The organism is Streptomyces sp. NPDC058637, assembly GCF_042717325.1.
GTDB lineage: Bacteria > Actinomycetota > Actinomycetes > Streptomycetales > Streptomycetaceae > Streptomyces.
Genome location: NZ_JBHXRD010000027.1, coordinates 26,185 through 45,259, shown reverse-complemented (window position 1 = coordinate 45,259; position 19,075 = coordinate 26,185). Strand labels below are relative to the sequence as shown.

The following is a 19,075-nucleotide window of genomic DNA, read 5'->3' as shown; positions in this document are numbered from 1 at the left end:
CGGAGAACCGCGATGAACCTGCTGCTCGCCGAGGTGGCCCAGGCCACCCAGCGGCTGGCCGACGCCGGTGTCCCCTCACCGCGATTCGACGCCGAGGAACTCGCCGCGTTCGTGCACGGCGTCAAGCGGGGCGAACTGCACCACGTGCCGGACACCGACTTCGACGCCCGCTACTGGGAGACGATCGCCCGCCGCGAGGCCCGCGAACCACTCCAGCACATCACCGGCCGCGCCTTCTTCCGCTACCTGGAGCTCCAGGTCGGCCCCGGCGTCTTCGTGCCCCGCCCGGAGACCGAGTCGGTCGTCGGCTGGGCGATAGACGCCGTCCGCGCGATGGACGTCGTCGAACCGATGATCGTCGACCTCTGCACCGGATCCGGCGCGATCGCCCTCGCCATGGCCCAGGAGGTGCCGCGCTCGCGCGTGCACGGCGTGGAGCTGTCCGAGGACGCCCTGAAATGGACCCGGAAGAACGCCGAGGGGTCCAGGGTCACCGTCCACCGGGGAGACGCCCTGAGCGCCCTTCCCGAGCTCGACGGCCAGGTCGACCTGGTGATCTCCAACCCGCCGTACATCCCGCTCACCGAGTGGGAGTACGTCGCCCCCGAGGCCCGCGACCACGACCCGCAGATGGCGCTGTTCTCCGGCGAGGACGGCCTCGACACCATCCGGGGCATCGAACGCACCGCGCACCGCCTGCTGCGGCCCGGCGGGCTCGTCGTCATCGAGCACGCCGACACCCAGGGCGGCCAGGTGCCGTGGATCTTCACCGAGGAACGGGGCTGGGCCGACGCGGCCGATCACCCCGACCTGAACAACCGGCCCCGGTTCGCGACGGCCCGCAAGGCCATGCCGTGACCACCGGGACACCGGAACCGTACGACCCCTACCCGTCATACCCGTACATGTCCCAGGAGGCCGGCTGATGGCACGGCGATACGACTGCAACGACGCGACCGACCGTACGACCGGCCTGCGTGAAGCCGCGTCCGCCGTCCGCCGCGGCGAACTGGTCGTGCTGCCCACCGACACCGTGTACGGGATCGGTGCGGACGCCTTCAGTTCCGAGGCCGTCACCGACCTGCTCGACGCCAAGGGCCGCGGCCGGAACATGCCGACCCCCGTCCTGATCGGCTCCCCGAACACCCTGCACGGACTGGTCACCGACTTCTCCGAGCAGGCCTGGGAACTCGTCGACGCGTTCTGGCCCGGCGCCCTCACGCTCGTCGCCAAGCACCAGCCGTCCCTCCAGTGGGACCTCGGTGACACCCGCGGCACCGTCGCCATCCGGATGCCCCTGCACCCGGTCGCCATCGAGCTCCTCACGGAGGTCGGCCCGATGGCCGTCTCCAGTGCCAACCTCTCCGGACACCCCTCGCCCGAGGACTGCGACGCGGCCCAGGAGATGCTCGGCGACTCCGTCTCCGTCTACCTCGACGGCGGCCCCACGCCCGGCATCGTCCCGTCGTCCATCGTCGACGTCACCGGCAAGGTCCCGGTACTGCTGCGGGCCGGCGCCCTCTCCGTCGAGGACCTCCGCAAGGTAGTACCCGACCTCGAGGTGGCCAATTGACCGCCCCTGAGGGGCGTGGCATAGCGGGGCAGCACGACACTTTCCGCATCCTCCACGTCAGCACCGGCAACGTCTGCCGCTCGCCCATCACCGAGCGGCTGACCCGCCATGCCCTGATGGACCGCCTCGGCGACCCGCTCAGCCGCGGCCTGATCGTGGAGAGCGCGGGGACCTGGGGGCACGAGGGCGCGCCCATGGAGGCCAACGCCGAGGTCGTCCTCGCCGACTTCGGCGCCGACGCCACCGGCTTCGTCGGCCGCGAACTGCTCGACGAGCACGTCATCCGCGCGGACCTCGTCCTCACCGCCACCCGCGACCACCGCGCCCAGGTGATCTCGATGGGCCACTCGGCGGGCCTGCGGACCTTCACGCTCAAGGAGTTCACCCGGCTCGTCCGGGCGATCGACCCCGCCACGCTGCCCGACGCCCGCGAGGAGGGCGTCGTCGAACGCGCCCGCGCCCTGGTGCGCGCCGCGGCGGCCCTGCGCGGCTGGCTGCTGGCCCCCACCGCCGAGGCGGACGAGGTCTACGACCCGTACGGCGCCCCGATCACCTTCTTCCGCTCCATCGGCGACGAGATCAACCAGGCGCTCGACCCGGTCGTCACCGCGCTGACCGGGGTACGCGACCCGCACTGACGCACCGTCCGCCCCGGCCGGCCCCCTGCGCCGACCGGCGTACGGGGCCGCACGGCAGCGGGCAGCGCGCGCGGTGCGGGCCTACATTGGAGCTGACACCAGCGCACGCCCCCTCCCCAGGCCCGGAGCCGTCAGATGCCGGTCACCACTCCAGCCGCACCCGCAGCCGTGTCCTCCTCCGACACCGCCATGCCGCAGGACTTCGGCGCCCTGCTCCGCCAGGACCCGGAGATCGCCGGCGTCCTGCTCGCCGAGGCCGGCCGCCAGGCGAGCACGCTCCAGCTCATCGCCGCCGAGAACTTCACCTCGCCCGCCGTCCTCGCCGCCCTGGGCTCGCCCCTCGCGAACAAGTACGCCGAGGGCTACCCCGGCGCCCGCCACCACGGCGGCTGCGAACAGGCCGACGAGGCCGAACGCGTCGCGGTCCGGCGGGCCATGGCACTGTTCGGCGCCGAGCACGCCAACGTCCAGCCGCACTCCGGCTCCTCCGCCGTCCTCGCCGCCTACGCGGCGCTGCTGCGCCCCGGCGACACGGTCCTGGCCATGGGACTCCCGTACGGCGGGCACCTCACACACGGTGCCCCCGGGAACTTCTCCGGGCGCTGGTTCGAATTCGTCGGCTACGGCGTCGACCCCGACAGCGGGCTCATCGACTACGCCCAGGTGCGTGCCCTGGCCCGGGCCCGCAGCCCCAAGGCGATCGTCTGCGGCTCCATCTCGTACCCCCGCCACCCCGACTACGAGCAGTTCCGGGACATCGCCGACGAGGTCGGTGCCTACCTGATCGCCGACGCGGCCCACCCGATGGGCCTGATCGCCGGGGGAGCGGCACCCAGCCCCGTCCCGTACGCCGACGTGGTGTGCGCGACGACACACAAGGTCCTGCGCGGGCCGCGCGGCGGCATGATCCTGTGCGGCGTGGAACTGGCGGAGCGGATCGACCGCGCCGTGTTCCCGTTCACCCAGGGCGGCGCCCAGATGCACACCGTCGCGGCGAAGGCCGTCGCGTTCGGCGAGGCCGGCACCCCGGCCTTCGCGCTGTACGCCCACCAGGTCGTCGCCCACGCCCGCGTCCTCGCGGCAGGGCTGGAGGCCGAGGGCTTCGACATCACCACCGACGGCACGGACACCCACATCGTCGTCGCCGACCCCGGACCGCTGGGCGTCGACGGCCGCACCGCCCGGGAACGCCTGGTCGCCGCCGGCATGGTGCTCGACACCTGCGCCCTGCCGTACGGGGACGCCCGCGGCATCCGGCTGGGCACGGCGGCCGTGACCACCCAGGGCATGGACGAGGCCGACATGGCACGGATCGCCGCACTCTTCGGCGCGGCCGTCAGGGACGACGACGACCCGGAGGGTCTGCGGACCCAAGTGCGCGGACTGGCCGAGCGGAATCCGCCGTACCCGGGGTAGGCGAAGGGTGTGCAACCATCACCCGTACCTTCGTGTCCTTGCTCATGAGACTAGGGTGTGGGGCTGAGATGGCCGGCGAGATCTGTGGGGCAGCCCGTGCGTGATTACCTGCTGACGCTCTGTGTCACGGCAGCGGTGACCTATCTGCTGACCGGGCCGGTGCGGAAGTTCGCCATCGCGATCGGGGCGATGCCCGCGATCCGTGCGCGTGACGTACACCGTGAACCGACACCGCGGCTCGGTGGTATCGCCATGTTCGGCGGACTGTGTGCGGGACTGATCGTCGCCGACCACCTGTTCAACCTGAACAGCGTCTTCGAACTGTCCAACGAACCACGGGCCCTGCTCTCCGGAGCCGCCCTGATCTGGCTGATCGGCGTCCTGGACGACAAGTTCGAACTCGACGCCCTGATCAAGCTCGGCGGCCAGATGATCGCCGCCGCCGTCATGGTCATCCAGGGTCTGACGATCCTGTGGCTGCCCATCCCCGGCGTCGGCACGGTCGCCCTCACCCAGTGGCAGGGCACGCTGCTCACGGTGGCGCTGGTCGTGATCACGATCAACGCGGTCAACTTCGTCGACGGCCTGGACGGCCTCGCGTCCGGCATGGTCTGCATCGCCTCCGCGGCGTTCTTCCTGTACGCCTACCGGCTCTGGTACGGGTACGGCATCGAGGCCGCGGCCCCCGCGACGCTCTTCGCCGCGATCCTGATGGGCATGTGCCTCGGCTTCCTGCCGCACAACATGCACCCCGCCCGGATCTTCATGGGCGACTCCGGGTCGATGCTGATCGGCCTCGTACTGGCCGCGGGCGCGATCTCCGTCACCGGGCAGGTCGACCCGGACCTGATGAAGATCTTCGAGGGCGGCGAGCGCGAGGCCACCCACGCGATGCTGCCCGTCTTCATCCCGCTGCTGCTGCCGCTCACGATCATCGCGATCCCGGCCGCCGACCTGGTGCTCGCGATCGTGCGGCGCACCTGGAACGGCCAGTCGCCGTTCGCGGCCGACCGTGGGCACCTGCACCACCGGCTGCTGGAGATCGGGCACTCGCACAGCAGGTCCGTGCTGATCATGTACTTCTGGTCCGCGCTGATCGCGTTCGGTGCCGTCGGCTACTCCGTGCACTCGGCGTCGCTTTGGATCGTGCTGGTGATCGTGGGACTCAGCGCCGTCGGCCTGGTCCTGCTCCTCATGCCGCGGTTCACCCCGCGCGCCCCGCGCTGGGCCGAGGCCTTCGTGCCGCCGCGCTACCGGCGCCGGCGCCGCGACGACGCGGAGGGGACGGGTTCGCCCGCCGCGGAGGCCGTAGAGGCCCGGGAGGGTCAACAGGGGCCCGCGGGCCCGCAGATGGCCTCTCAGGCGCCGGAACGGGCACCCGTGGCCGTGGGAGTCTCCGGCGTCAACGGAGCGACCGCGATCGGCCCCCGTTCGCGCTTCACCGGTCGGGACCGTGCGGACTCGTCACGTTGATGATTCGGACAGCAGGCCGCATTACCACACAAGGTGCCGCATTGTCGCGCGCATACGCGCAGGGTCACTCTCATGTGTGACAGCGGGCACACCATTCGGGTAAAGACCTCACCAAATAGTTTGTGATAGCGTTCACTAAGCCCGGTGACAGAGCCGAAGGACCTGAGTAGGACGGTCCCTCGGTCTGAGGCATCGACTCGGTCCGGGCCTACGCTCGTCCATGACGACACCACTGCCCACCCCCTGTAAAGCGGAGTTGCCGCCATGCCGTCCAACGACGTCCGGACTCTCCTCCAGACCGCCGTTCCCACCGCTGCCGCCGGCGCTGTCGCCACCGCGGTCAGCGCTGGTGTCGCCGGTGGCAAGGGAGCCCTGGGTGCGGTTGTTGCGACGCTGGTCGTGATTCTCTTCATGGGGATCGGACTCGTGGTCCTCGAACGGACCGCCAAGTCCCTCCCGCACCTGTTCCAGGCCATGGGGCTGATGCTGTACACGGCACAGCTCCTGCTGCTTTTCATCTTCGTCGCCGTGTTCAAGGACACTTCGCTGTTCAACCCGAAGGCCTTCGCGATCACGCTGGTCGCGACGACTCTCGTGTGGATCGGCGCACAGGCGCGTGCGCACATGAAGGCCAAGATCCTTTACGTCGAACCCGAGTCCAGCGAGGGTGACAAGCCCAAGAAGACGGGCCCGTCGGCGTGATGGGTAGGGGCGGAATAAAGGCGCTCGCCGGACCCTGCTATCGTCCGGTTTCAACTGCGGCACTGCGGGCGCGGGCATGTGAGCTGACGCCTGCTCGATCGCGAGGCTCAAATGCCTGACTGCCGCTCACACATCCGTAACACCAGTCCAGTGCCGAACCGCGGCCGCGTGCCGCGCCGACACATCGAGGTTGCCGTACCTATGCGCCACGCTGAAGGAGCCCGCGGTGAGTGCTGACCCGACACAGGTGCTCGCCTTCGAGACCGATTGCCACATCTTCGACGGTTGTGGTTTCCCGGCACCCGGCTTGCACTCGTTCCTGTTCGAGCCGCTGTGGGGTGACCCGGACAGCAACTTGTACTTCAACAAGCCGATGCTGCTGGCGCTCCTCGGTTCGATCATCATCGTCGGTTTCTTCTGGGCGGCGTTCCGGAAGCCCAAGATGGTCCCCGGCAAGCTGCAGTCGATCGCGGAGATGGGTTACGACTTCATCCGTCGCGGCATCGTCTACGAGACCATCGGCAAGCGCGAGGGCGAGAAGTACGTCCCGCTGGTCGTGTCGCTGTTCTTCTTCGTCTGGATGATGAACCTCTGGTCGATCATTCCGGTCGCCCAGTTCCCCGTGACGTCGATCATCGCGTACCCGGTCGTGCTGGCACTGATCGTGTACGTGCTCTGGGTCAGCCTGACCTTCAAGCGGCACGGGTTCATCGGTGGCTGGAAGAACATCACCGGCTACGACAAGTCGCTCGGCCCGGTGCTGCCGCTGGCGATGCTGATCGAGTTCTTCTCGAACCTGCTGGTCCGGCCGTTCACGCACGCGGTCCGACTCTTCGCGAACATGTTCGCAGGCCACACGCTGCTGCTGCTGTTCACGATCGCCAGCTGGTACCTGCTCAACGGCATCGGGTTCGCCTACGCGGGCGTCTCCTTTGTGATGGTCATCGTGATGACCGCGTTCGAGCTCTTTATCCAGGCGCTGCAGGCGTACGTCTTCGTGCTCCTGACCTGCACCTTCATTCAGGGCGCGCTCGCCAAGCACCACTGAGCACCTGCCCTGTCCCCAGTCGTCCGGTGGCCAACCCCCACCGGTCCGTGAAAGAGAAGGAAGAACTGGCATGTCCCAGACCCTTGCTGCCGTCACCGGCTCCCTCGGCTCCATCGGTTACGGCCTCGCCGCCATCGGCCCCGGCGTCGGCGTCGGCATCATCTTCGGTAACGGCACCCAGGCTCTCGCCCGTCAGCCCGAGGCTGCCGGTCTCATCCGCGCCAACCAGATCCTCGGCTTCGCCTTCTGTGAGGCGCTCGCCCTCATCGGTCTGGTCATGCCGTTCGTCTACGGCCAGTAGTGATCCTCGGATCCACGACCAGCCCACCAGACGAAAGGCACTGATGTGAGCCAGCTGCTTACGGTCGCGGCCGGGGAGATGGAAAATCCCCTCGTCCCGCCGATTCCAGAGCTCGTCATCGGCCTCATCGCCTTCCTCATCGTCTTCGGCTTCCTCGCCAAGAAGCTCCTCCCGAACATCAACAAGGTTCTGGAAGAGCGTCGCGAGGCCATCGAAGGCGGTATCGAAAAGGCCGATGCGGCCCAGACCGAGGCCCAGAGCGTTCTTGAGCAGTACAAGGCTCAGCTCGCCGAGGCCCGCCACGAAGCCGCCCGTCTGCGCCAGGAGGCGCAGGAGCAGGGCGCCGTCATCATCCAGGAGATGAGGACGGAAGGTCAGCGGCAGCGCGAAGAGATCATCGCCGCCGGCCACGCCCAGATCGAGGCCGACCGCAAGGCCGCGGCCTCCGCGCTGCGTCAGGACGTGGGCACGCTCGCCACCGCCCTGGCCGGCAAGCTCGTCGGTGAGTCCCTCGAGGACCACGCCCGGCAGAGCGGCACCGTCGACCGTTTCCTCGACGAGCTCGAGGCGAAGGCCGAGGCAGTCCGATGAACGGAGCGAGCCGCGAGGCACTGGCTGCCGCACGTGAGCGTCTCGACGCGCTGACCGACTCCACGTCGGTCGACGCGGCGAAGCTCGCCGAGGAGCTGGCAGCCGTCACCGCGCTGCTCCACCGCGAGGTATCGCTGCGCCGGGTCCTCACCGACCCGTCGCAGGGCGGCGAGGCCAAGGCCGAGCTGGCCGGACGGCTGCTGAGCGGTCAGGTGGGCGGCGAAGCCGTTGACCTGGTCTCCGGCATGGTCCGGTCCCGCTGGTCGCAGTCCCGCGACCTGGTGGACTCGGTCGAGGAACTGGCGAACACCGCAGACCTCACCGCGGCCCAGCGGAGCGGCGCGCTCGACGACGTCGAGGACGAGCTGTTCCGGTTCGGCCGGATCGTCGGTTCCGACAAGGGACTGCGCTCCGCGCTGACCAGCCGGACGGCGTCCACCGCCGCCAAGGGCGAGCTGCTGCGCAGCCTGCTCGGCGGCAGGACGCGGCCCGTCACCGAGCGAGTCGTCACGCGCCTCGTGACCCAGCCCCGTGGACGTAGCCTGGAGGCGGGACTCGAGTCCCTGTCCAAGCTCGCCGCGGAGCGCCGGGACCGCATGGTCGCCGTCGTCACCTCGGCGGTGCCGCTGTCCGATCGGCAGAAGCAGCGCCTCGGCGCCGCCCTGGCGAAGATCTACGGCCGGCAGATGCACCTGAACCTGGACGTGGACCCCGCGGTCCTCGGCGGGATCTCGGTGCGCGTCGGTGACGAGGTCATCAACGGCACGATCGCGGAGCGCCTCGAAGAGGCCACCCGCCGGATGGCCGGCTGACAGCGAGCAGCGCACCCGCACCACCTGAACGAGCAAGAACAGCGGCCCGGTTGGGCCGTGCAGAAATTGCAGAAGATTCCTGGGGGTCGCCCCCAGACCCCCTTAAGAAACTTCGGGCCCAACAAGGAGAGCAGGGAACCCAGATGGCGGAGCTCACGATCCGGCCGGAGGAGATCCGGGACGCACTGGAGAACTTCGTCCAGTCGTACCAGCCGGACGCGGCCTCGCGCGAGGAGGTCGGTACGGTCAGCGTTGCCGGCGACGGCATCGCGAAGGTGGAGGGCCTGCCCTCCGCCATGGCGAACGAACTGCTGAAGTTCGAGGACGGAACCCTCGGTCTCGCCCTCAACCTCGAAGAGCGCGAGATCGGTGCGATCGTCCTCGGCGAGTTCAGCGGAATCGAGGAGGGCCAGCCGGTGCAGCGCACCGGTGAGGTGCTCTCCGTCGGCGTCGGCGAGGGTTACCTCGGCCGCGTCGTCGACCCGCTCGGCAACCCGATCGACGGTCTCGGCGAGATCGCGACCGAAAGCCGTCGCGCCCTCGAACTGCAGGCCCCTGGCGTCATGGTCCGCAAGTCGGTGCACGAGCCGATGCAGACCGGCTACAAGGCCGTCGACGCCATGGTGCCGATCGGCCGAGGCCAGCGTCAGCTGATCATCGGCGACCGTCAGACGGGTAAGACCGCTCTGGCCGTCGACACGATCATCAACCAGCGCGACAACTGGCGCTCGGGCGACGTGAACAAGCAGGTGCGCTGCATCTACGTCGCCATCGGTCAGAAGGGCTCCACCATCGCCTCCGTGCGAGGTGCCCTGGAAGAGGCCGGCGCGCTCGAGTACACGACCATCGTCGCCGCCCCGGCGTCCGACCCGGCCGGCTTCAAGTACCTGGCGCCGTACACCGGCTCGGCCATCGGCCAGCACTGGATGTACGACGGCAAGCACGTCCTGATCATCTTCGACGACCTCTCGAAGCAGGCCGACGCCTACCGCGCCGTGTCGCTTCTGCTGCGCCGTCCGCCGGGCCGTGAGGCCTACCCGGGCGACGTCTTCTACCTGCACTCGCGTCTGCTGGAGCGCTGCGCCAAGCTCTCCGACGACATGGGCGCCGGTTCGATGACGGGCCTCCCGATCGTCGAGACCAAGGCGAACGACGTGTCGGCGTTCATCCCGACCAACGTCATCTCCATCACCGACGGCCAGTGCTTCCTGGAGTCCGACCTGTTCAACGCGGGTCAGCGTCCGGCGCTCAACGTCGGTATCTCGGTCTCCCGAGTCGGTGGCTCCGCCCAGCACAAGGCCATGAAGCAGGTCTCCGGCCGACTGCGCGTGGACCTCGCCCAGTACCGCGAGCTGGAGGCGTTCGCCGCCTTCGGTTCCGACCTGGACGCGGCCTCCAAGGCGTCGCTGGAGCGCGGTAAGCGCATGGTCGAGCTGCTGAAGCAGCCGCAGTACGCCCCGTTCCCGATGGAGGAGCAGGTCGTCTCCGTCTGGGCCGGCACCACGGGCAAGATGGACGACGTCCCGGTCGAGGACATCCGCCGCTTCGAGGGTGAGCTGCTGGAGTACCTGCGCCGTGAGCGCAAGGACCTCCTGACCAGCATCGCCGAGGGCGGCAAGATGTCCGACGACACGCTGCAGTCGATCGCCGACGCGATCGCCGCCTTCAAGCAGCAGTTCGAGACCTCGGACGGCAAGCTCCTGGGCGAGGGCTGATCGATGGGCGCTCAGCTTCGCGTTTACAAGCGCCGCATCCAAGCCGTCACCGCGACCAAGAAGATCACCAAGGCGATGGAGATGATCGCCGCCTCGCGCATCGTCAAGGCGCAGCGCAAGGTGACGGCGTCGATGCCGTACGCGACCGAGCTCACCCGCGCGGTGACCGCGGTGGCGACCGGCTCCAACACCAAGCACCCGCTCACCACCGAGGCCGACGCCCCGGTGCGTGCCGCGGTCCTGCTCCTCACGAGTGACCGCGGGCTCGCCGGCGGCTACTCCTCCAACGCCATCAAGGCCGCGGAGCGGCTGCGGGAGCGGCTGGCGGCCGAGGGCAAGGAGGTCGACACGTACATCGTCGGCCGTAAGGGTGTCGCCTACTACGGGTTCCGTGAGCGCAAGGTCGCGGAGTCGTGGACCGGCTTCACCGACAGCCCGGAGTACGCGGACGCCAAGAAGATCGCGGCGCCCCTGATCGAGTCCATCCAGAAGGACACGGCCGAGGGCGGCGTCGACGAGCTGCACATCGTCTACACCGAGTTCGTGTCGATGATGACGCAGAACGCGGTCGACGGCCGGATGCTGCCGCTCTCGCTCGACCAGGTCGCGGAGGAGAGCGGTGCGAAGGACGAGATCCTTCCGCTGTTCGACTTCGAGCCGTCGGCCGAGGACGTCCTCGACGCCCTTCTGCCGCGCTACGTCGAGAGCCGCATCTACAACGCACTGCTGCAGGCGGCCGCTTCCGAGCACGCCGCCCGCCGCCGCGCGATGAAGTCGGCGACCGACAACGCCGGGGATCTGATCAAGAGCCTCTCCCGGCTTGCCAACGCGGCCCGCCAGGCCGAAATCACCCAGGAAATCAGCGAGATCGTCGGCGGTGCAGGTGCGCTGGCCGACGCGTCCGCGGGGAGTGACAAGTAATGACGACGACAGTTGAGACGGCCGCTGCCACGGGCCGCGTCGCCCGGGTCATCGGCCCGGTCGTCGACGTGGAGTTCCCCGTCGACGCGATGCCGGAGATCTACAACGCCCTGCACGTCGAGGTCGACGACCCGGCCGAGGCCGGCGCTCGTAAGACGCTGACCCTCGAAGTCGCCCAGCACCTGGGTGACGGCGTGGTCCGCGCGATCTCGATGCAGCCCACCGACGGTCTGGTCCGCCAGGCCCCGGTGACCGACACCGGCAAGGGCATCATGGTGCCGGTCGGTGACATCACCAAGGGCAAGGTGTTCAACACCCTCGGCCAGATCCTGAACGACCCGGAGGCCGAAGCTCAGATCACCGAGCGCTGGCCGATCCACCGCAAGGCCCCGGCCTTCGACCAGCTCGAGTCCAAGACCGAGATGTTCGAGACCGGCCTGAAGGTCGTCGACCTGCTGACCCCGTACGTCAAGGGCGGCAAGATCGGTCTGTTCGGTGGTGCGGGCGTCGGCAAGACGGTCCTCATCCAGGAAATGATCATGCGTGTGGCGAAGCTGCACGACGGTGTGTCGGTGTTCGCCGGTGTCGGCGAGCGCACCCGTGAGGGCAACGACCTCATCGACGAGATGACCGAATCGGGCGTCCTGGAGAAGACCGCGCTGGTCTTCGGCCAGATGGACGAGCCGCCGGGCACCCGTCTCCGGGTCGCGCTGTCCGCCCTGACCATGGCGGAGTACTTCCGCGATGTGCAGAAGCAGGACGTGCTGCTCTTCATCGACAACATCTTCCGCTTCACGCAGGCCGGTTCCGAGGTCTCCACGCTGCTCGGCCGCATGCCGTCCGCGGTGGGTTACCAGCCGACCCTGGCCGACGAGATGGGTGTGCTCCAGGAGCGCATCACCTCGACGCGTGGTCACTCGATCACCTCGATGCAGGCGATCTACGTCCCCGCGGACGACCTGACCGACCCGGCCCCGGCCACCACGTTCGCCCACCTCGACGCGACGACGGTTCTCTCCCGTCCGATCTCCGAGAAGGGCATCTACCCGGCCGTGGACCCGCTGGACTCCACGTCCCGCATCCTGGACCCGCGCTACATCGCGCAGGACCACTACGACACGGCCAGCCGCGTCAAGGGGATCCTGCAGAAGTACAAGGACCTCCAGGACATCATCGCGATCCTCGGTATCGACGAGCTGGGCGAGGAGGACAAGCTCGTTGTCCACCGTGCCCGTCGCGTCGAGCGCTTCCTGTCGCAGAACACCCACGCCGCCAAGCAGTTCACCGGCCTGGACGGTTCGGACGTTCCGCTCGACGAGTCGATCGCCGCGTTCAACTCGATCTGCGACGGGGAGTACGACCACTTCCCCGAGCAGGCGTTCTTCATGTGCGGTGGCATCGAGGACCTCAAGGCCAACGCCAAGGAGCTCGGCGTCTCCTGAGCCTCCGGCTCACCGAGGGGGGTGGGTGTGTCCCGCCCCCCTCACCACGCCCCGTAGAATTGACCCAACACCCGGCATGACCGCCGGGTGGTGACCCGAGGAGCCACCCTTGGCTGCTGAGCTGCATGTCGAGCTGGTCGCCGCGGACCGCAGTGTCTGGTCCGGCGAGGCCACCCTCGTTGTCGCACGTACCACGTCCGGCGACATCGGCGTCATGCCCGGTCACCAGCCGCTCCTGGGTGTGCTGGAATCGGGCCCGGTGACGATCCGTACGAGCGACGGCGGGACTGTCGTCGCCGCTGTGCACGGCGGGTTCATCTCCTTCGCGGACGACAAGCTCTCGCTGCTCGCGGAGATTGCCGAACTCGCGGACGAGATCGACGTCCAGCGCGCCGAGCGTGCGCTGGAGCGTGCGAAGTCGGACACGGACGCCGCCTCCGAGCGGCGTGCGGACGTGCGACTGCGTGCGGTGGCGGTGCGCTAGCGCGCATCCCACGAGGTGTTTTTTACTCAGCCGCGGCCCGTTCTGGAATCATCCAGACCGTGTCGCGGCTGAGGCGATGCAGGTGCGGTTCGGTTCGGCTCGGTTCGGTATCCGTTACTCGACGATGCGAGGAGGTCGGTGGAGATGGTCCTCGCTTTGTGGGTCGGCGGTCTGGTCGTCGTACTGGTCGCGGTGGGTCTGTTCGTCTTCGGTCTGCGCAGGCGGCTGATCCAGCGTTCCGGCGGGACCTTCGACTGCAGCCTGCGCTGGGACGTGTCCGAGGAGCCCGATCCGTCCGGCAAGGGCTGGGTGTACGGGGTCGCCCGCTACAGCGGTGACCGCGTCGACTGGTTCCGGGTCTTCTCCTACGCGCCCCGTCCGCGCCGCGGACTGGAGCGGTCCGCCATCGAGGTGGTCGCGCGCCGGCTGCCCGAGGGCGAGGAGGAGCTCGCGCTCCTGTCCGATTCCGTCGTGCTCGGATGTCTCCACCAGGGGATCCGCCTGGAGCTGGCGATGAGCGAGGACGCCCTGACCGGCTTCCTCGCCTGGCTGGAGGCGGCCCCGCCCGGCCAGCGGGTCAACGTGGCTTGAGCAGAGGATCCCTCCGGACGGAGTCCGGGGGAGGGTGAACGTGGCCTGAGAGGGCCGGCGGGCACGGAAAAACCGGGGAGACAGGGGGCGAACCCGTCTCCCCGGCGCTTTTTCCGGGGCCGTGCGCTACAGCGTGGGGATCTAGTTGAGTCCGCTGTCCATCGCGCTCACGAGCTCACCGTTCGCGGTGTCACCGCTGAACTCCCAGAAGAACGCCCCGCCCAGGCCCTGGCTGTTCGCCCAGGCCATCTTGGACGTGATCGTCGCCGGGGTGTCGTAGCTCCACCAGTTGGTGCCGCAGTGCGCGTACGCGGTGCCGGCGATCGTACCGGTGGCCGGGCAGCTGTTCTTGAGGACCTTGTAGTCCTCGATGCCCGCCTCGTACGTGCCGGGGGCCGCCCCGGTCGCCGTGCCGCCCGGTGCCGCCTGGGTGACGCCGGTCCAGCCGCGGCCGTAGAAGCCGATGCCGAGCAGCAGCTTCGAGGCGGGGACGCCCTTGGCCTTCAGCTTGGCGATGGCGGCTGCGGAGTTGAAGCCCTCCTGCGGGATGCCGCTGTACGAGTTCAGCGCGGAGTGCGGGGCCGTCGGGCCCTTGGCCGCCCAGGCGCCGAAGAAGTCGTACGTCATCACGTTGTACCAGTCGAAGTGCGCCGCGGCGCCGGCGTAGTCGGCGGCGTCGATCTTGCCACCCTCCGAGCCGTCCGCGGTGATCGCGGCGGTGACCAGGTTGTTCGTGCCGAACTTGGTGCGCAGCGCCGAGGAGAGGTTCTTCAGCGCGGCGGGGCCGCTGGTGTCACAGGTGAGACCACAGGCGTTCGGGTACTCCCAGTCGATGTCGATGCCGTCGAAGACATCGGCCCAGCGGGGGTCCTCGACCAGGTCGTAGCAGGACTGGGCGAACGCGGCCGGGTTCTGCGCCGCGGCACCGAAGCCGCCGGACCAGGTCCAGCCGCCGAACGACCAGATCACCTTGATGTGCGGGAACTTCGCCTTGAGTTTGCGCAGCTGGTTGAAGTTGCCGCGCAGCGGCTGGTCCCAGGTGTCGGCGACGCCGTCGACCGACTGGTCCGCGGTGTAGGCCTTGTCGTAGTCGGCGTAGGCGTCACCGATGGTGCACTTGCCGCCCTGGACGTTGCCGAACGCGTAGTTGATGTGCGTGATCTTGGCCGCGGAACCGGACGTCACCAGGTTCTTGACGTGGTAGTTGCGGCCGTAGACGCCCCACTCGGTGAAGTAGCCGAGATTGACCTTCTCACCGGGGCCGGGGCCCGGGTCGGTGGTGCCGGTGGTGCGGACGGCCACGGAGGAGCTGACCGGACCGGTCTGGTCGGCGGTGTCACGCGCCTGCACCGTGTAGGAGTAGTCGGTGCCCTTGGTGAGACCGGTGTCGGTGTACGTCGTCGTGGTGACCGTGGCGACCTTGGCGCCGTCCCGCAGGACGTCGTAGTTCTTGACGCCCTTGTCGTCGGTGGCGGCGCTCCAGGTGAGCTTCGCCGACGTGTCGGTGATGGTGCTCGCGGTGGGGGTGCCGGGCTTGGACGGGGCGTTGTCGCCGGGGACGCTGCCGCCGTCACAGGAGGCGCCGTTCAGCTTGCAGCCGGTGGGGGAGCCGGTGCCGGTGCCGTTGAAGCCGAAGCTGACGCTGGCTCCGGGGGCGACGGTGCCGTTCCAGCCGAGGTTCTTGGCGGTCCAGTGGGTTCCGGAACTGGTGACGGTGGCGTCCCAGGCGGAGCCGACGGCGGTGCCGGAGGGGAAGTCCCACTCGATGGTCCAGGAGGACAGGGCGGTGGTCCCGGTGTTCTTGACCGTCCACTGCCCCTCGAAGCCGCTGCCCCAGTCGGACTTCTTGACGTAGGTGGCGGTCGCCGACGTGGCGGCCTCGGCGGGGGAGGCCAGGCCGACCATCGCGGCGAGCGGCAGGAGCAGCGCGGTGAAGCCCGCGACCGCCTTGGATCTGGTGGATCCGCCGGCTCCGAGTCTCCATCGGAGTCTGGATCGGCGTAGGGGGGTTTCAGTGCTCAACGGTGCTCCTCGGGTGAGGTCCGACAAACGGGGGTGGTCCGTGGACTGCAAACCCTGCGTCGCCCTGAGCGCGCATTGTCATGGCGTACTCATCGCAGCGTGCGTGCTCGGTGAGATTAGGAAGGTCTGGACCAATCGTCAAGAGGTCCAGACCAAAGAGCCGGAACCGGCCTCAGAGCCGCAACTCCTGAGCGAGTACCGCGGCTTGGACCCGGCTGCGCAGCTCCAGCTTCCCCAACAGCCTGCTGACGTGCGTCTTCACCGTCGCCTCCGCCATCGACAGCCGGCCGGCGATCTCCGCGTTCGACAGTCCCTCGCCGAGACAGGCCAGCACCTCACGCTCGCGCCGCGTCAGCGCGTCCAGCACCGCCGGATCCGCCGTGCGCGCCCTTGCCGCCCCGGCGAACTCCGCGATCAGCCGGCGCGTCACGGCGGGGGCGATCATGCCCTCGCCGCGCGCCACCGTACGTACCGCCTCCAGCAGATCGTGCGCGTCGGTGTGCTTCAGAAGGAAGCCCGCCGCACCCGCGCGCAGCGCCCCGAAGACGTACTCGTCCAGATCGAACGTCGTCAGCACCAGCACGTCCGCCAGCCCTTCGGTCACGACCTGCCTCGTCGCCGACACCCCGTCGAGCCGGGGCATCTGCACGTCCATCAACACCAGGTCCGGGCGCAGTTCGCGCGCCAGGCGGACAGCCGCCTCACCGTCCTCCACCTCACCCACGACCTCGATGTCCGGTGCGCTGCGCAGGATCAGCACCAGGCCCGCGCGCACGGCCGACTGGTCCTCCGCGACCAGTACCCGGATCGTCATCTCACAAGGTCCCTTCCTCGACGGGCAGTTCCGCCCGCACCAGCCAGATCTTCGCCCCGTCGTCCCCCGGCACCGGGCCCGCCCCGATCGTCCCGCCGAGCAGCGCCACCCGCTCCCGCATCCCCACGAGCCCGGCCCCCGAACCGGGGGCGCGCGGCCCAGGCCGGTCGCCGATCATGCTGCTCACCTCCACCGTCAGCAGATCCCCCGACCGCCCCAGCCGGACCGTCACCGGCCCCGGCGCGGCATGCTTCAGCGCGTTCGTCAGGGACTCCTGGACGATGCGGTACGCCGCCAGCTCCACCGGCGCGGGCAGCGGCCCGGTGCCCGCGCGGCCGTCGTCCAGCGTCACGGTCAGCCCGCTGGACACGGAGTTCGCGTCCGCCTGCCCGACGAGGGCGTCCAGGGACGCGAGGGTCGGTGCCGCGCTCGGCGTGTTCCCTCCGCTCTCCCGCAGCAGCCCGATCAGCCGCCGCATCTCGGCCAGCCCGTCGACACTGTTCCGCCGGATCACCCCGAGCGCCTCGCGGGAGGTGTCCGGGTCGTCGATGGAGAGCGCCGCGGTGGAGTGGATCGCGATCGCCGAGAGGTGGTTGGCGACCATGTCGTGCAGCTCCCGGGCCATCCGGGACCGCTCCGCGGTCACCGCCTGTACCCGGTCCATCTCGGCCAGCAGCGCGGTCTGGTCGGCCCGCAGCCGGGCGGCCTCCGCCGCGTCCCGGTGGTTGCGCACACTGACACCGGTCAGGGCCGGCACGAAGGAGACCATGCCGACGACGATCCCGATGAGCACGGCGTCCGCCGACGGCTTCCACGCGACGAAGCCGACCGTCGTGGCCACCGTGACGAGCAGCGTGATCACCGGGACGCGGCGCGCGGCCCCGGGCGGCCCGTAGAGCACGGCGGCGTACACGAGGTCGGTGAACATCAGCAGGGTCGCCAGGTTGCCCACGGTGAACTGGTCGGCCACCAGCGCGACCGTCCCCACGGCCAGCGCGGTGCGCGGTGCGCCGCGCCGCAGCAGTTCCAGCGCGGACATCACCACGAGCGGCAGCAGGGACACCCAGGGCGCGTCGAAGAGCCGGCCGTTCTGGATGTGGATGCCGACCAGCCAGAGGATCACACCACCGGCCAGCCCGGCGGCCGAGAGCAGGACGTCGTCGCGATGCGGGCGCGCAAGGGAGAACACCCTCCCATCCAACACGGCGTGATCCCGCGGGACGTCCGTACGACGGGTGAGGCGCGGCTACATCGAAGGATGCAGTCACGATTCCTCACTGCCGACGACGATTTGGCGCCCCACGGACGGGAGCCTGGAAGGGACCGGAAGGAGAAGTACCGTGATCGTCACACTGATCGTGCTCTGCGAGGTCGGCTTCTGGGTCCTGCTGGCCGCCGGACTCGCAATCAGGTACATCGCGAGGAAGCCACGCCTGGGCGCCGCCGTGCTGCTGTGCGAGCCGCTGCTGGAGGCCGTCCTGCTGGTGGTGACGGCCATCGACCTGAAGAACGGCGCCGAGCCGGACTGGAAGCACGGCCTGGCCGCCGCCTACATCGGATTCACCGTGGGACTCGGACACTCCACCGTCAAGTGGGTGGACGCCAGGATCGCCCACCGCTTCGCGGGCGGACCGGCCCCGGTGAAGCCCCCGAGGTACGGGATGGCCCGGGCCGCCCACGAGTGGCGCACCGCCGCCCGCTGGTTCGTGGCCGCGGGGACCGCCATGGCCCTGCTCCAGGCGGCGATCTGGTACGTCGGCGGGGACGGCGACACCGGCTCGCTGCGGATGTGGCAGCAGAAGATGCTCTGGGTGATCGGGATCAACCTGGTCATCGCCGTGGGATACACCGTCGCCCCGAAGCGGGAGCCCAAGGACCGGGTCGGGGCGGGCCGCTGATCAGCGCTCGCCGCCCGGCACCCACAACACGTCCCCGATCTCCTTGTTCGCCGTCCTGGCGAGGATGAACAGGAGGTCGGAGAGGCGGTTGAGGTAGGTCGCCGTCAGCGCGTTCATCACGTCCCCGTGCACCTCCAGCGCCGCCCAGGTGGACCGTTCGGCCCGCCGCACGACCGTGCAGGCCTGGTGCAGCAGCGCCGCCCCCGGCGTACCGCCCGGAAGGATGAAACTGCGCAGCTTCTCCAGGTCCTCCAGGAAGGTGTCGCAGTCCGCCTCCAGCTTGTCGACGTAGGACTGTTCGACCCGCAGGGGCGGGTACTCCGGGTTCTCGACCACGGGGGTGCACAGGTCCGCGCCCACGTCGAACAGGTCGTTCTGCACCCGGACGAGGACCTTCACGACGTCCTCGGGGAGACCGCCCAGCGCGACGGCCATGCCGATGACGGCGTTCGCCTCGTTGGCGTCGGCGTAGGCAGAGATCCGCAGATCGGTCTTGGCGGTCCGGCTCATGTCTCCGAGGGCGGTGGTGCCCTGGTCGCCGGTACGGGTGTAGATGCGCGTCAGATTGACCATGGGGCCAGCGTAGTTAGGCTCCGGCCCCGCGAGGGACACGCGTGCCGACTCTCACAGTCCG

General features: G+C 69.3%; 20 protein-coding genes. 16 read left to right on the top strand and 4 right to left on the bottom strand.

Going from position 1 to position 19,075, the window contains the following annotated elements:
- Positions 1–12 precede the first annotated feature (12 nt).
- The 15 genes from prmC (at position 13) to ACFWVP_RS25165 (ending at position 13,707) form a co-directional block, all read left to right on the top strand.
- Positions 13–858: a peptide chain release factor N(5)-glutamine methyltransferase gene (gene prmC, locus ACFWVP_RS25235; RefSeq protein ID WP_384499930.1), complete on the top strand. Its 846-nt coding sequence runs from the start codon at positions 13–15 to the stop codon at positions 856–858.
- A gap of 67 nt (positions 859–925) precedes the next feature.
- Positions 926–1,573 (top strand): L-threonylcarbamoyladenylate synthase, encoded by a 648-nt coding sequence (locus ACFWVP_RS25230; RefSeq protein WP_361887457.1) that lies wholly within the window; start codon positions 926–928, stop codon positions 1,571–1,573.
- Positions 1,570–2,211: a protein-tyrosine-phosphatase gene (locus tag ACFWVP_RS25225; RefSeq protein WP_384499929.1), complete on the top strand. Its 642-nt coding sequence runs from the start codon at positions 1,570–1,572 to the stop codon at positions 2,209–2,211. Before ACFWVP_RS25230 ends, ACFWVP_RS25225 begins: the two co-directional genes overlap by 4 nt.
- Positions 2,212–2,346: 135 nt before the next feature.
- Positions 2,347–3,627 carry a serine hydroxymethyltransferase gene (glyA, locus tag ACFWVP_RS25220; protein WP_384499927.1) on the top strand — a complete coding sequence of 427 codons (1,281 nt, stop codon included), beginning with the start codon at positions 2,347–2,349 and terminating at the stop codon, positions 3,625–3,627.
- A gap of 84 nt (positions 3,628–3,711) precedes the next feature.
- On the top strand, positions 3,712–5,100 hold the full coding sequence (locus ACFWVP_RS25215) for an MraY family glycosyltransferase (protein ID WP_384499926.1): 1,389 nt from the start codon (positions 3,712–3,714) through the stop codon (positions 5,098–5,100).
- 264 nt (positions 5,101–5,364) lie between these two features.
- A complete protein-coding gene (locus ACFWVP_RS25210) occupies positions 5,365–5,802 on the top strand; it encodes a hypothetical protein (protein ID WP_384499924.1) in 438 nt (145 codons plus the stop codon).
- A gap of 226 nt (positions 5,803–6,028) precedes the next feature.
- Entirely contained in the window at positions 6,029–6,850 is an 822-nt protein-coding gene (gene atpB, locus ACFWVP_RS25205) for a F0F1 ATP synthase subunit A (protein WP_384499922.1), read from the top strand.
- A 70-nt stretch (positions 6,851–6,920) separates the two neighbouring features.
- Positions 6,921–7,151, top strand: coding sequence for an ATP synthase F0 subunit C (gene atpE, locus ACFWVP_RS25200; protein WP_250967599.1), 231 nt, complete (start codon positions 6,921–6,923; stop codon positions 7,149–7,151).
- A 45-nt stretch (positions 7,152–7,196) separates the two neighbouring features.
- Positions 7,197–7,742: a F0F1 ATP synthase subunit B gene (locus ACFWVP_RS25195; protein WP_384499920.1), complete on the top strand. Its 546-nt coding sequence runs from the start codon at positions 7,197–7,199 to the stop codon at positions 7,740–7,742.
- Complete coding sequence (locus ACFWVP_RS25190; protein WP_384499919.1) at positions 7,739–8,554, top strand: F0F1 ATP synthase subunit delta; 816 nt, start codon at positions 7,739–7,741, stop codon at positions 8,552–8,554. Before ACFWVP_RS25195 ends, ACFWVP_RS25190 begins: the two co-directional genes overlap by 4 nt.
- A gap of 143 nt (positions 8,555–8,697) precedes the next feature.
- Positions 8,698–10,269 carry a F0F1 ATP synthase subunit alpha gene (gene atpA, locus ACFWVP_RS25185; RefSeq protein ID WP_384499917.1) on the top strand — a complete coding sequence of 524 codons (1,572 nt, stop codon included), beginning with the start codon at positions 8,698–8,700 and terminating at the stop codon, positions 10,267–10,269.
- Between the two features lie 3 nt (positions 10,270–10,272).
- Positions 10,273–11,190 carry a F0F1 ATP synthase subunit gamma gene (locus ACFWVP_RS25180; RefSeq protein ID WP_329207309.1) on the top strand — a complete coding sequence of 306 codons (918 nt, stop codon included), beginning with the start codon at positions 10,273–10,275 and terminating at the stop codon, positions 11,188–11,190.
- Positions 11,190–12,632, top strand: a complete 1,443-nt coding sequence (atpD, locus tag ACFWVP_RS25175) for a F0F1 ATP synthase subunit beta (RefSeq protein WP_384499916.1) — start codon at positions 11,190–11,192, stop codon at positions 12,630–12,632. The genes ACFWVP_RS25180 and atpD overlap by 1 nt, the downstream gene beginning before the upstream one ends.
- Positions 12,633–12,741: 109 nt before the next feature.
- Positions 12,742–13,116, top strand: coding sequence for a F0F1 ATP synthase subunit epsilon (locus ACFWVP_RS25170; RefSeq protein WP_383765364.1), 375 nt, complete (start codon positions 12,742–12,744; stop codon positions 13,114–13,116).
- A 144-nt stretch (positions 13,117–13,260) separates the two neighbouring features.
- On the top strand, positions 13,261–13,707 hold the full coding sequence (locus tag ACFWVP_RS25165) for a DUF2550 domain-containing protein (RefSeq protein ID WP_384499915.1): 447 nt from the start codon (positions 13,261–13,263) through the stop codon (positions 13,705–13,707).
- Between the two features lie 141 nt (positions 13,708–13,848).
- Here ACFWVP_RS25165 and ACFWVP_RS25160 read toward each other — a convergent pair whose 3' ends face one another.
- From ACFWVP_RS25160 to ACFWVP_RS25150, 3 genes are all read right to left on the bottom strand, one after another.
- Entirely contained in the window at positions 13,849–15,729 is a 1,881-nt protein-coding gene (locus ACFWVP_RS25160; protein ID WP_384499913.1) for a glycosyl hydrolase family 18 protein, read from the bottom strand.
- A 172-nt stretch (positions 15,730–15,901) separates the two neighbouring features.
- Positions 15,902–16,543, bottom strand: a complete 642-nt coding sequence (locus ACFWVP_RS25155) for a response regulator (protein ID WP_384499912.1) — start codon at positions 16,541–16,543, stop codon at positions 15,902–15,904.
- A 1-nt stretch (position 16,544) separates the two neighbouring features.
- Positions 16,545–17,732, bottom strand: coding sequence for a sensor histidine kinase (locus tag ACFWVP_RS25150; RefSeq protein ID WP_384499910.1), 1,188 nt, complete (start codon positions 17,730–17,732; stop codon positions 16,545–16,547).
- 151 nt (positions 17,733–17,883) lie between these two features.
- On the opposite strand from ACFWVP_RS25150, the gene ACFWVP_RS25145 reads away from it, so the two are divergent.
- Entirely contained in the window at positions 17,884–18,441 is a 558-nt protein-coding gene (locus ACFWVP_RS25145) for a hypothetical protein (RefSeq protein ID WP_384499908.1), read from the top strand.
- Here the strand turns inward: ACFWVP_RS25145 and ACFWVP_RS25140 are convergent, their stop codons facing one another.
- Positions 18,442–19,014, bottom strand: coding sequence for a cob(I)yrinic acid a,c-diamide adenosyltransferase (locus ACFWVP_RS25140; protein WP_384499907.1), 573 nt, complete (start codon positions 19,012–19,014; stop codon positions 18,442–18,444).
- Positions 19,015–19,075: the final 61 nt, after the last annotated feature.